This window comes from bacterium (genome assembly GCA_013360215.1).
In the GTDB taxonomy this organism is placed as follows: Bacteria; CLD3; CLD3; order SB21; family SB21; genus JABWCP01.
On sequence record JABWCP010000022.1, the window covers coordinates 49,680 to 61,942 of the forward strand.

Genomic DNA, 12,263 nt, shown 5'->3' on the forward strand with positions numbered 1-12,263 from the left:
TTTTTATCCACTCTACTATCTTTATGACGAGGCATTATGGCAAAAGGTGATTTTTTCAAAAACCTCCGAGCCAATACCGGTGCATTGATTTGTTTGATCATCAGTTTATTGGTATTTATTCCGGGCTTGGTTTTAAAAGTACTCCCCGATTTGAGCGATAATCTTATCGCATTTTACCTGTTAAATATCGGGCTCACTTTTGCCTCATTGCTTGCTTCCGTTATCGGTATATATCTTGCCGGTTTTCAAAATAAGACATTATCCGGTATTTTTATAACTCTACTAGCTGTTTGGCTTGGTAGTTTTCTCGTCAATGTCAAAGCCATCGAAAGTGTTGAACTAAAAACCTTGGATCAGAGATTTAGTTTTCGATACCAATACGTTGACCTAGAAAAAAGATTAACCCCTGAAGAATCTCCCATCATCATCGTTGATGTGAGCGATCAAGCCGGTGAAGAAGTTCGTGATCGCTATCCTTGGCCGCGTACGTATTACGCCCATTTTATCCGTAATATGAAACGCGCCGGCGCTAAAGTGGTCGGAATAGATATTGTGTTTGATGCCCCGGATTATAATGGTCCCGAAAAGGATGATGATCTCGCGGCGGCTATCAAAGAATGCGGCAACGTCGTATTGGCCGGTAAAGTCATTAAAGGCGATGTAGCTTCCGGCGGCGGAAGTATCGGCACAACAGCCAAGCCGCTTCCTAAATTTCTGGATGAAGGAATCGGAAAATGGGGTTTTGTCGGTGTAACCAATGATATTGACGGTTTTTGGCGGCAATATCTGGTTGAAGAAAAAACGGGTGATGATGAACACGAGCAGGTTTTTCACTCGTTTGGCGTCGAAGTTTTACGCAAATATTATGATATCCCTGATTCTGCAAAATTCATCAACAATGAACAATTTTTTCAATTCGGCGACAAAGTTATACGCAAGTATAAACCCTACTCTTTTTTGATCAACTTCGCCGGTCCTAAAGCTACATTCCCCTATAAATCGTTCGAACTTACGGTGGATGATGCCGCATTTGATCTCAAAGAAGGGCGCGATCTGGATTCGTTTGATGATGAAGGCGATCCCGATCTAGGGATCCCCCCCGGCCTGCTTAAATCCGGTTTCTTTAAGGACAAAATCGTTCTTCTCGGTGCGACGATGGAAGAGTTGCACGACGTGTTTTCCGTACCGATCAGTGAAGTGCGCACTTCCGATGGAAAAAAACTAGAAACCCTGATGCCCGGAGTTGAAATCCACGCCAACGCAATTTATACCATTATCAAAGATAACTATGTTACCATACAGGCGGATTGGATTCGTGTTTTAATTGTAACGTTGAGCGCATTTGTTGTGTTTCTCTTGGTCAGTCGCCTTAATAAACCGTTACTGGCATTGCCGATTTTGTTACTGATCATTGCATCGGTTATCGCCTTAGCATTCTATTTATTTGCAAAACATAACATTCACATGCAACTCGTGACGCCGGTATTGGCGATCATGTTTACCTATGTCGGTAATGTGATCTTTCAATATCTCGGCGAGCGTAAAGAAAAAGCACAGATTCGTAATGCATTCGGTCGTTACTTGCCTGAAAAAGTAGTTGCGCAGCTTGTCGAGAATCCCGGTTTGCTCAAGCTCGGCGGTGAAGAACGTGTTCTTTCCATTCTATTCTCCGACGTGGCGGGTTTTACCACGATTTCCGAAAAATTGACACCGGTCGAGTTGGTACACTTGCTTAATGAATACCTGACGGCAATGACCAATATTATTTCCAAATACGACGGCATCATTGATAAATATGAAGGCGATGCGATCATGGCGGAGTTTGGCGCACCTTTGCAAGACGATGAACACGCCGCCAAAGCATGTTATGCGGCGTTAGAAATGCAGGAGAAACTCGTCGAAATGCGCGTCAAATGGAAACGTGAAGGCCGCCCTGAACTTAAAGCGCGTGCCGGCATCAATTCCGGTAACGTCGTACTCGGTAACATGGGTTCCGAATCCGTTTTCGATTATACCGTTATGGGTGATAATGTGAACCTCGCTTCCCGTCTCGAAGGCGCCAATAAAGAGTACGGCACATATATTATGATCAGCGAAATGACGCGCGAATTTGTCAAAGAACAAGTCATCACCCGCGAACTTGATATTCTACGCGTCAAAGGTAAAGCCAAAGGCGTGAAAGTATTTGAGGTTATCGCCCGCACCTCAACGGGTATTACGGCGAATATGAAAAAAACTATCGAAAACTATAATAAAGGCCTCGAATTATATCGTCAACAGCGTTGGGACGAAGCTATGGTGCTTTTCAAAACGGCACTCACTACCAATCCGGACGACGGTCCTTCGCAGACCTATATCGAACGCTGTGAAGAGTTCAAACTCAATCCGCCGCCGGAAAATTGGGACGGTATTTTTGAAATGAAGACGAAATAATTGACAATAGTTTTTAGATTGATTATTATGGGTCGTCCAAAAGCCCAATCTGAAATTTCTATTTCTAAATTCATATATCGCATTATGAGGAGTTATCCATGATCGAACGGAGCAATTTTTCAAAGGACAAGTCTATTGATCTTGATCAACCCGAAAGTATCATTGATTGGTTTTGGGTTTTCTGGGGTTGCGTGATAGGTATTGTTATCATCGGCGCTTTCACATTTATCACATCTACTAAATACAATCCGGACGTTGTAAAAGCCGTACCGATGTTGATCGGCGGGCTTGCTTTTGCCGTTACCGGCATGATTTTAGGTCATTACTCACCCGGTCATACGGTCAAAGAAGCTGCTGTAGCCGGATTAGTTATTCCCATCATCGGCTTTGTGCTCTCGGGTATGGGATACGGCCCCACATTTATAGCTGAACTCGGCATATTTGAAAAAATCGGTGTCGCACTGGCCGGCATGTTGATCTGCCAGCTCGGCGGCTGGGTTGGCGAAGAATTGGAAGGATACGACCATCCCACAAAATGGCTGCAATGGCATTGGATTATCGTTGCCGTTGTGATCGGCTTTATGCTCAATAGTTTTGTGATTTTCTTCGTCGGTTTGATTTCTCTTACACCGGTACCTGTTTTTATGGCATTGAGCGTATTTGCAGCCGGAATTGTAGCGGGTTATAAGTCACCAGGGCATACTGAAAAGGAATGCAGTATTGCAGGCGCTTTAACGATTCTTTTGGATTACTTATTTATCACTTTCGCTTTAGGTATCGAAGCAAAAGATTTCGGTATCGAATCTGGCACTATGGCTTTCATCCTATTAGTCGCACTTGCTGTTGCAGGCGGGTTAGGCCTTTTGGGCGGATGGATCGGTGAACGTATGCAGATTCAAGAAAAAGAAGAAGAAAAAGAACTGAACAACTGATAGCTAAAATTATAGTTCCAATAAAAAAACCGAATGACAACATTCGGTTTTTTTATTTTATATACATACTTCTACTCTACACTATTTCCCTTTTCGTCTTTGTCGCATGACATCAAAAAAGACAATGCCCGCAGCCACCGAAGCATTGAGCGATTGGATTTGGCCGCTCATCGGGATGCGAATCAAAAAATCACAATGTTCAGCTACCATTTTACGCATCCCTTTACCTTCACTACCTATAACAATACCGACAGCATCACGCGCATCAATCGCATCATAATCGCGATCTCCGTCAAGACTTGTTCCGTAAATCCAAACCCCGCGTTCCTGTAATTCTTCAAGCGCTTGTGTAAGATTAGTTACTTGTACGACGGGAATATACGCCGTGGCGCCCGCAGACGTTTTTACAACGGTTGCGTTAACTTCTGCCGAACGGTGTTTAGGGATGACTATACCGTGAAAACCGGCGCATTCGGCACTGCGAATAATAGCTCCGAGATTATGCGGGTCGGTTATTTCATCCAAAATAGCAACGAGCGGCTTCTCTCCGGCAGCAACGGCACGATCAAATATAACGTCCATTTCCACGTATTGGAATTCTTTTTGATCAAGCAATACCATGGCGCCTTGATGATTATTTTTTCCGCCGATCATATCTGAAAAATACCGCGCATCCATGGTTCGAACACGAATTTGTTTTCTTTTGCAGACGTTGATAATTTCATCAATGGCGTCGCCATGAGCGCCGATTTGCAGTATTACTTCTTTTACAGGAATTCCAGATTTAAGCGCTTCGAAAACAGGTTGTCTTCCGAAAATAATATTAGTTTTCATTATTTTTCCGTTTAAAACTATTCTTCATTGTTAAGTTCAACGAATGGAAAAAGGATCGGATGGTCAACCAACCCATCGTTTTTTCAGTTACGGTTTGATATATCAAGACACACCCAAGTATGCCTAAAAAGAAATTCATAAACCACATTGCAAAAAAAGGATTCATTAGCCCGCGATCCGCCAGATCCTCTCCGAGTATTAAACAGAAATAATATGCGATAAAGAAAAACAAACTAATCCCTGCGGCGAGACCCAAATTACCGCGTTTGGCTTTCACACCGATAGGCGCACCCAATAACACAAAAATCAAACATGCCATCGGTATCGAATATTTTTTATTCACCTCGACCATACTCTGATCCATCAGCCGCTGATAGCTCGAAACGGTACTGATATTTCCGGAAACCTGATTGCTGATCGCGGTTAACGGCATTTCTACAGAATCGACCGGTATTGCAGACTTGCTCATATTGGGTCGTCGCCCCAAACTCGGATCTAAACTGCGTAAAGCCGATGGTTGTGATTCAGCCACCGGTACCGTATGTTTCAGAGTGTCTTTCAAATAAGTTTGTATAGTTTGTTTAAGAGAATCCGATAAAACATAATCCGTATATGGGACATACGCCGTATCCAACGCCAGGCGTAGATTCCAATCCATGAAATAATCATTGATCGCATCTAGCCAACTGAACTCCACACAATATTTTTCGACTAATTTGCGAGCGCGGGGATCCAATTGCGTAACGGATTCCGGTTTTTTTTCTATATTTTTTAAAACCAACCCCATCTGCCTTTCACGTTCTTTGCGATGACGTGCTACTTCTTCCATGAGTTGATCTATATTCTTTTCGCGATCGTTTCTAAAGGTCTCATCACTTGTTTTTAACGATAGGTTTTCAACGGCAACGATCACTTTGTATTTTTGAAAAGTTATGCGCTGATATTGATCATTTTTGCCCTGATGGTATTCGTGTATTTCACCCTCTTCCAACTCCAATATCATATTATCGTTGGATTCTTCGATCGCTATAGATCCGCGTTTGGCTGTTATGGTTCGTTGTGCATTGCGGTCGGATTTATCAAATATCGTTACACCATAAATTGTGGAGCCGAGTTCATCTTTGTTTTCAACGATCATGCTAAAATTTTCAATGCCCTCCAAGAACACACCCGGCTCAATGGAAAGTGTCGGTCTTTTAGCCTGGATATTTTTTTTTAGAACGCGTGCATTGTGATTAGCCAATGGCAACACTTCATCATTAAACCAAAAAACACCGTAGGTAATAACGCACGCAACGAGAATGACAGGAAATATCAATTTAAAAAAATTAATACCCCCGGCCTTAAGGGCCGTCACTTCATTGTCGGAGGCGAGACGACCAAACGCCATGATCGTAGCGACGAGAATAGACATCGGAACGACCAATACGATAATTCCCGCAAGATTGTATGCAATGAACTCTAAAATCACCGTCATGCTGATGCCTTTGCCTATAATATAACGCATCGCTTGCAGTACAAAATTGAGCAAAAGCATGGATGTGATAAGCGCAAGCGCAAAGAAAAACGGTCCGATGTGTTCGCGGATCACATAGCGGGAAACGATAAACATGCCGTGACGTTTCGGTATTAAGATTTGAGGAGATTTATCTGATCGCGGAGCTTAGCGGCCAACTCATAGTTTTCAGACTCAACGGCCTTTTGAAGGTCTTTTTCCAGTTTTTCAAGCGGTGTCATGGAAAGTTCGGATGCTTCCGAAGCCGGAACTTTGTTTGTTTGTTTGACATACGCACCGGATTGGACGTCCACATCCAATCCCGCAGCTTCCATCACTTTTTCTTCTACAAAGATCGGAGAGCCGACGCGTATCGCTATTGCAATCGCATCCGACGGGCGCGAATCAATCACTTGTTCCCCGACAGAATTACTGTGGATATGAATCGAAGCAAAAAAAGTATTTTTATTTAATTCGGTAATGACAACTTTGTCAACTTCAGCATCCAAGGCGTCTAAAATCTGGACGGCTAAATCATGAGTAAACGGGCGAAAAGGTTTGATACCCTGAAGTTCCAGTGCGATCGAATGCGCTTCCGGCGCGCCGATAACAACCGGTAACATGCGACCTTTTTCAAGTCCGGTTTCTACCAATTGCAGGATATAGCCATTACTCTGCTCATCCTCAATAATCCATTTTATTTCGACCTGCAATTCCATTACAATTTCCGTTTCAGTTCTAGAATAAGTTAATATACGACTTAAGGAAAATCAATTATTTTTAACGGTGAAATCGGATTCGTTTTCTTGCCCGACAAACAACAGATCGGGTATTTCATCGATGATACCGTAATAAAAACAATAAGAATAATATTCCTTCAGCCCTTCAAGTTCCGCTTTCCCAAGTTTGTATTGTATGTTCTCCGTGAGGTAATTGGCATAAAAATCAGGTTCAAAACCTCGCGCGCGTTCTTGGCTGTAAACTCGTGAAATCTCCGTAATATGATCCAGGCCCGCATCGCGAGAAGCCGTTAGTGTAAGAATATCTTCCGTATTCAATGCGTCTTCAGCAGCAGCCCAAAACGAATACACAAATGGCAATCCGTCTGTCATATCACCCCACTCTTCTCCCAGATCAATTTTGTTATCCCATGTATCGTATAACTCAAGTGCATTATCACCGATGATCAAGGCCGCATCGGCCTTTGACAGCATAACTTCGACTTGCGGTGGCATTGGAATAAACTCAGGGTGAATATCAAATTTTTCGCGTAGAATAATATCTAGCAATCCCACCGATGTACGGCTGCTGATATCGACGGCAACGGTGTTAATATTCTCAAGATTTCGATTAAAAAAAAGCTCCACGCTTTTCACAAATTGATGTGAAATAACACCGATGTCGGGCACGATCCGAAGGTTTCGATGACCGCGAATACGCGAATATTCGATCGACGGTATCAATGCGAGATCAACTTCTTTGTTTTTAAGTTTATCCGCACAGACCGAAGGAATAGCGTATTGAAGTTCAAACCGCGCTGCGGCGGCTTGCTGCAAACCATAAACGATAGGTCTTGTATTTAGATACTCTACAGCACAGGTTTTAATTTTTTGCAAACGTCTTATTCCTCATTTTCATCACGATCTTCATCTTCTTCTGACGCACCGACATCGGCGTCCTCTGACAGCTCCATATCAGGTAATTCGATGTCTTTACAAACATCCAAAGCTTCCTGCAATTTATCTTGAGGAACGAGGATTTTGATCTCCGATAAGTCTCCTACCCACACCGTATTGACACTGTCTTTTTGACTGAACACAGTATTTTCTATGCCGGCCGACTGTAGCTGGTCACTGATCAGCTCCGCTTGATGTTCATAGGAAACCGTTTTAACAACGGCCCAACCTTCGATTAATTCACTCATAACAACCTCCGATTTATTTGGGTTGCAGTACTCCGATCCAGTATTCCGCGCTTTCTTTCCATCGTTTATCGTTGGCAGCTTTCCGATAATCCGCTAACGCTTCCTCGGTTCTATTCAAAAGTCGTAACGCCTCAGCCCGTTCAAAAAGAATTCCGTACTTCCATTTTTCTTCTTCTATGTTTCCGGCTTGGTTTATCAATCGTAATGTTCGCTCCGGTTCTTTGGCTTCATTGTAACAATTAGATAGTTCATACACGGAAGCGGCATGCGCCGGATGATGATTAACTATCTGCTCTAAAATTGCCACGGCTTCATCCGTTCGATTTAGTTGATCCTTTAGAAGCTTCGCTTTAATGTAAGAAATTTCAGGATGAACCGCATTATTTTTCAAAAAATCATTACAAGTTTCAATAGCTAGCGAATAATTTTTAACATCCGAAAGAAGCCATACTTTGTATTGAACAGCTTTTGCTGTTATATTTGTATTTCCATTCGGAAGATGAATGGCTAAATCATAATACACCATAGCGCGGTTGATTTCACCGGTACGCCGGTAAGCCACGCCGAGATTAACGTAAACTTTTTGGTAAGACGAGTCGGCGGTAATCGCTTTATGATAAATGGATATAGCTTCGTTCCAACGTTTAGCTTTACTTAATCTATTCCCTTCTTTGTAATAACCCCGTGCCTGTTCCCGGGCTGCACGACGGGATTGATTGAGGCTATCGGTTTCTTTCCTCTTTTGTTTCCAATTTTCAAGCTGCACGGTATAATCATCACCATCGTCATCCTGTTCTTGCGCAAAAGCGATGGGGAACGTGCTAAACAGCAAAATAATATAAAACAAAAAAGGCGCCGACTTTGTCATCGAATCGCCTTTTAAAAAATTTGGATTCATAAGTGCGGAAGGCGGGATTTGAACCCGCACGCCTACCGGCGCCACCCCCTCAAGATGGTGCGTCTGCCAATTTCGCCACTTCCGCATAAATTAGCGCACGAAATATACGCTAATTTTATTTTTTTGCAATAAAAAAAGCTGCAAAATCCGTAAATCTTACGAATGTATTGCGGTTCTTAGTTTTGCGGTGTAGGAAGCGCAGGCGCAGACTGTCCGCCACCTTGTTCCAGTTCTTTTTCTATAATACCCTGCTCGGCACCACCATCACGCAATCCTTTGATATTAAGGCTCACACTGAGTACGGCGAACAAAATGGCAAGTACAACCGTAGCTTTGACAAGGGTATCTGCAGCTTGACGTCCGCTAAGAATAGTTGAAGCGCCACCACCGAGACCTGCAAGTCCGCCGCCTTTGCTGGATTGCATAAGAATCGCACCGATCAACAAAATGCTGACAATGATGTGTAAAACAACAAGAAACGCAAACATGGATTTACTCCTGAGTAATGATGAATTATAATTGAATTATATTTTTTCAGCTGCATGTATGATCGCGGCAAACGACTCGGCTTCGAGGCTGGCGCCGCCTACGAGGGCGCCGTCAATATCCGCACAACCTAATAAGGCGGCAGCATTATCGGGTTTCACGCTCCCGCCATATTGAATGATCATTTTATCTGATATTGTTTTTCCAAATGAATCCCGCGCTAAGTCGCGTATAAACTTATGTACCGCTTCGGCTTCGGCAACCGTAGCATTTTTGCCCGTTCCAATGGCCCAAACCGGCTCGTATGCAATAATTATTTTGGCTGCTTTATCTGAATCCAGATTTTTCATCGCACCGAGGTATTGCTGACGAATAACCGATTCGGTATGTCCTTCCTGGCGTTGTTCAAGCGTCTCACCGACGCATACGATCGGCGTAAGTGATTCCAGCAAAGCAAATTCGATTTTATGATTTACCATCGTATCGGTTTCAAAAAAATGTTGCCGCCTTTCCGAGTGGCCGATGATCACATATTCGCAGCCGGATTCTTTGATCATTTCGGCAGAAATCTCACCGGTATAGGCTCCGTATTTATGCAAATACATATTCTGCGCGCCGACTTTGATTTTAGTATCTTTCAAAACATCACGCACCGCGGCAATACTGATGGACGGAGGGCAAACAGCCATCTCCGTTTTACGGATATCGGTTAATTTCAGTTTGAGCGATTTGGCTAAGTGCAGGGCCGCATTCGGGCCTTTATGCATTTTCCAATTTCCGACGATTACCTTTTTACGCATGGGTCAAAGCTTCCACACCGGGCAAAATTTTTCCTTCGAGAAATTCGAGAGACGCACCGCCGCCCGTGGACACGTGCGTGACTTGTTTTTCAAGACCCAATTCCGTTATCGCGGCCGCCGAATCACCGCCGCCGACAATGGTCACCCCGCCTTTTCGTGTTGTTTCGACCAAACTTTCGGCAATGGCTTTTGTGCCTTTAGCAAAATTGGGCATCTCAAAAACACCCATCGGCCCATTCCACACAACCGTTCCTGCAGAATTAATCTCTTTACGAAACATATCGATCGTAGCCGGGCCGATGTCTAAACCCATCCAGCCAGACGGTATTTTATCCATCGAAACGGTTTTAATTTCGGTTTCATTTTTAAACTCCGTAGCGACAACGGCATCGACCGGAAACAAAACGCGCGTAGTACCGCTTTTCGCTCTTTCGATTATAGACTTTGCTAAATCAGCTTTTTCGGCCTCAAAAAGCGAATTACCGATTTCATACCCCATGACTTTGGCAAAAGTAAACGCCATACCGCCGCCGATAATGATGGTATCCACTTTTTTCATTAGGTTTTCGATCACATCTATTTTACCGGAAATTTTGGCACCGCCGATGATGGCAACAAAAGGCCGTTTGGGGTTTTGAACCGCATTACCGAGATAACGCAATTCTTTTTCCATAAGGTAACCCGCGATATTTTGTTTGAAATACCGCGTAACGCCCTCGGTAGATGCATGTGCACGATGTGCTGTGCCAAACGCATCATTGACATAAATGTCGCCAAGCTTGGCCAGTTTTTCAGCAAAAGCGTTATCGTTGGCTTCTTCTTCATTATAATATCGGAGATTTTCAAGCAACAATACTTGACCTTTGGATAAACCCGCCGCTTGTTTTTCGACGGTATCTCCGATACAATCTTCCGCCATTATTACGGGTTGTCCCAAAAGTTCTGAAAGCCTCACTGCGCAAGGTTTTAGAGACATTGCAGGATTTTTTTTACCTTTTGGCCGTCCCAAATGACTCATCAAAACCGGAATACCGCCATCGCTCAATATCTTCTTTATTGTCGGCAAAGATTCACGAATGCGTGTATCGTCCGTAATGCGGAGTGTGTCGTCCAACGGAACATTAAAATCAACCCGTACAAGCACCTTTTTTCCGGCGACATGGACTTGATCCATCGTAAGCTTATTCATCATCGTTTCGTCCGTTTATGCTTTGGCTATTTTCATCAAAAGATCAACGCAACGATTGGAATAACCCCATTCGTTATCGTACCAAGAAACGACTTTAAAAAATCGTTTTTCCCCTTTGAGGTTGTTCTGCATGGTTGCTAATGAATCATAAATGGAAGAGCGTTCATCATGAATAAAATCTGTCGAGACAAGCTCTTCGTTGCAATAGCCAAGTATGTTTTTTAAGTACGTTTCCGAGGCTTTTTTCATTAATCCGTCAATTTCTTCGATGGACGTATCGCGCGTTGCGCGAAAAGTAAGATCCACGACGGATACATCGGCCGTCGGTACGCGGAAAGACATACCGGTAAGTTTTCCTTTGGTCGCAGGCAACACTTCCCCTACGGCCTTAGCGGCACCGGTAGTCGAAGGAATTATATTTATTGCCGCAGCACGGCCACCGCGCCAGTCTTTTTTGGAAGGACCGTCTACGGTTTTTTGCGTCGCGGTATAACTGTGAATCGTCGTCATCAGACCCGTTTCGATACCGATACCTTCTGTGAGTAAAACATGCACCAACGGTGCAAGACAATTCGTCGTACAGGATGCATTGGAAATGATGTGATGTTTGGAAGCATCGTATTCTTGTTCATTAACACCCATAACGATGGTTTTGACTTCCCCTTTACCGGGTGCTGAAATAATTACTTTCTTAGCTCCGGCCGTTAAATGGCCTTTCGCTTTTTCCGAATCCGTAAACAAGCCTGTGGATTCGATCACATAATCCACGCCCAGATCTTTCCATGGCAGTTGCGACGGATCTTTGGTTGCTGCAACACACTGTACCCGATCACCGTTTACAATGAGAATGTCATTGTGATCCAAATCCGGTTTACTTTTGGCAACATTGATAGTGCCTTTAAATTTTCCGTGAATGGAATCATACTTGAGTTGGTAGGCAAAATAATCCGCATCTGTACTGACATCTACTACAGCGACTACATCTATTTCTTTACCCAAAAGGCCTTTATCTACAAGCGCATTGAATACTAAACGCCCGATGCGACCGAATCCGTTAATACCGACTTTGATAGCCATAATCCTCTCCCGAAAAGCGTTGAAAATTATGAAGTTGTTAAACTGGGGCGAATATAGGATTTGTATGCTGGAAAGTCAACCGAAAATAAGGAAGGCAATGGGAAACGGAAGCAACATCGTACCCCCCTTTGGATAGAAGGGAAAGAAGGATTGAGATTGGTGATAGAACATTGCAGGAAGTCTTGCGAGCGTAGC

Annotated in this window: 12 protein-coding genes and 1 tRNA gene; 2 read left to right on the forward strand and 11 right to left on the reverse strand. The window is 43.6% G+C overall.

Going from position 1 to position 12,263, the window contains the following annotated elements:
* The first annotated feature begins 36 nt into the window (after positions 1 to 36).
* The gene (locus HUU58_12385) at positions 37 to 2,433 is read left to right on the forward strand and encodes a CHASE2 domain-containing protein (protein NUN46468.1); all 2,397 of its coding nucleotides are present in this window, start codon (positions 37 to 39) and stop codon (positions 2,431 to 2,433) included.
* A 98-nt stretch (positions 2,434 to 2,531) separates the two neighbouring features.
* The gene (locus HUU58_12390; GenBank protein NUN46469.1) at positions 2,532 to 3,365 is read left to right on the forward strand and encodes a hypothetical protein; all 834 of its coding nucleotides are present in this window, start codon (positions 2,532 to 2,534) and stop codon (positions 3,363 to 3,365) included.
* A gap of 81 nt (positions 3,366 to 3,446) precedes the next feature.
* Here HUU58_12390 and rlmB read toward each other — a convergent pair whose 3' ends face one another.
* From rlmB to gap, 11 genes are all read right to left on the reverse strand, one after another.
* Positions 3,447 to 4,199: a 23S rRNA (guanosine(2251)-2'-O)-methyltransferase RlmB gene (gene rlmB / locus HUU58_12395; protein NUN46470.1), complete on the reverse strand. Its 753-nt coding sequence runs from the start codon at positions 4,197 to 4,199 to the stop codon at positions 3,447 to 3,449.
* On the reverse strand, positions 4,189 to 5,811 hold the full coding sequence (locus HUU58_12400; protein ID NUN46471.1) for a YjgP/YjgQ family permease: 1,623 nt from the start codon (positions 5,809 to 5,811) through the stop codon (positions 4,189 to 4,191). The genes rlmB and HUU58_12400 overlap by 11 nt, the downstream gene beginning before the upstream one ends.
* A gap of 17 nt (positions 5,812 to 5,828) precedes the next feature.
* Positions 5,829 to 6,413, reverse strand: coding sequence for a bifunctional nuclease family protein (locus HUU58_12405; protein NUN46472.1), 585 nt, complete (start codon positions 6,411 to 6,413; stop codon positions 5,829 to 5,831).
* A 51-nt stretch (positions 6,414 to 6,464) separates the two neighbouring features.
* Complete coding sequence (locus HUU58_12410) at positions 6,465 to 7,310, reverse strand: menaquinone biosynthesis protein (GenBank protein ID NUN46473.1); 846 nt, start codon at positions 7,308 to 7,310, stop codon at positions 6,465 to 6,467.
* A gap of 5 nt (positions 7,311 to 7,315) precedes the next feature.
* Positions 7,316 to 7,618, reverse strand: a complete 303-nt coding sequence (locus tag HUU58_12415; GenBank protein ID NUN46474.1) for a hypothetical protein — start codon at positions 7,616 to 7,618, stop codon at positions 7,316 to 7,318.
* A gap of 13 nt (positions 7,619 to 7,631) precedes the next feature.
* Positions 7,632 to 8,486 (reverse strand): tetratricopeptide repeat protein, encoded by an 855-nt coding sequence (locus HUU58_12420; protein ID NUN46475.1) that lies wholly within the window; start codon positions 8,484 to 8,486, stop codon positions 7,632 to 7,634.
* 33 nt (positions 8,487 to 8,519) lie between these two features.
* Positions 8,520 to 8,601 (reverse strand) — tRNA-Leu (locus tag HUU58_12425).
* A 91-nt stretch (positions 8,602 to 8,692) separates the two neighbouring features.
* Positions 8,693 to 9,004, reverse strand: a complete 312-nt coding sequence (gene secG, locus HUU58_12430; GenBank protein NUN46476.1) for a preprotein translocase subunit SecG — start codon at positions 9,002 to 9,004, stop codon at positions 8,693 to 8,695.
* Between the two features lie 36 nt (positions 9,005 to 9,040).
* Positions 9,041 to 9,802 carry a triose-phosphate isomerase gene (locus HUU58_12435; protein ID NUN46477.1) on the reverse strand — a complete coding sequence of 254 codons (762 nt, stop codon included), beginning with the start codon at positions 9,800 to 9,802 and terminating at the stop codon, positions 9,041 to 9,043.
* On the reverse strand, positions 9,795 to 10,991 hold the full coding sequence (locus tag HUU58_12440; GenBank protein ID NUN46478.1) for a phosphoglycerate kinase: 1,197 nt from the start codon (positions 10,989 to 10,991) through the stop codon (positions 9,795 to 9,797). The genes HUU58_12435 and HUU58_12440 overlap by 8 nt, the downstream gene beginning before the upstream one ends.
* Positions 10,992 to 11,006: 15 nt before the next feature.
* Positions 11,007 to 12,068, reverse strand: a complete 1,062-nt coding sequence (gap, locus tag HUU58_12445) for a type I glyceraldehyde-3-phosphate dehydrogenase (protein NUN46479.1) — start codon at positions 12,066 to 12,068, stop codon at positions 11,007 to 11,009.
* Positions 12,069 to 12,263: the final 195 nt, after the last annotated feature.

Bases quoted from the DNA above. Each gene is read 5' to 3' on its own strand.
- HUU58_12385 (NUN46468.1), top strand. From the start codon at position 37: ATGGCAAAAGGTGATTTTTTCAAAAACCTCCGAGCCAATACCGGTGCA.
- HUU58_12390 (NUN46469.1), top strand. From the start codon at position 2,532: ATGATCGAACGGAGCAATTTTTCAAAGGACAAGTCTATTGATCTTGAT.
- rlmB (NUN46470.1), bottom strand. From the start codon at position 4,199: ATGAAAACTAATATTATTTTCGGAAGACAACCTGTTTTCGAAGCGCTT.
- HUU58_12400 (NUN46471.1), bottom strand. From the start codon at position 5,811: ATGTTTATCGTTTCCCGCTATGTGATCCGCGAACACATCGGACCGTTT.
- HUU58_12405 (NUN46472.1), bottom strand. From the start codon at position 6,413: ATGGAATTGCAGGTCGAAATAAAATGGATTATTGAGGATGAGCAGAGT.
- HUU58_12415 (NUN46474.1), bottom strand. From the start codon at position 7,618: ATGAGTGAATTAATCGAAGGTTGGGCCGTTGTTAAAACGGTTTCCTAT.
- HUU58_12420 (NUN46475.1), bottom strand. From the start codon at position 8,486: ATGACAAAGTCGGCGCCTTTTTTGTTTTATATTATTTTGCTGTTTAGC.
- secG (NUN46476.1), bottom strand. From the start codon at position 9,004: ATGTTTGCGTTTCTTGTTGTTTTACACATCATTGTCAGCATTTTGTTG.
- HUU58_12435 (NUN46477.1), bottom strand. From the start codon at position 9,802: ATGCGTAAAAAGGTAATCGTCGGAAATTGGAAAATGCATAAAGGCCCG.
- HUU58_12440 (NUN46478.1), bottom strand. From the start codon at position 10,991: ATGAATAAGCTTACGATGGATCAAGTCCATGTCGCCGGAAAAAAGGTG.
- gap (NUN46479.1), bottom strand. From the start codon at position 12,068: ATGGCTATCAAAGTCGGTATTAACGGATTCGGTCGCATCGGGCGTTTA.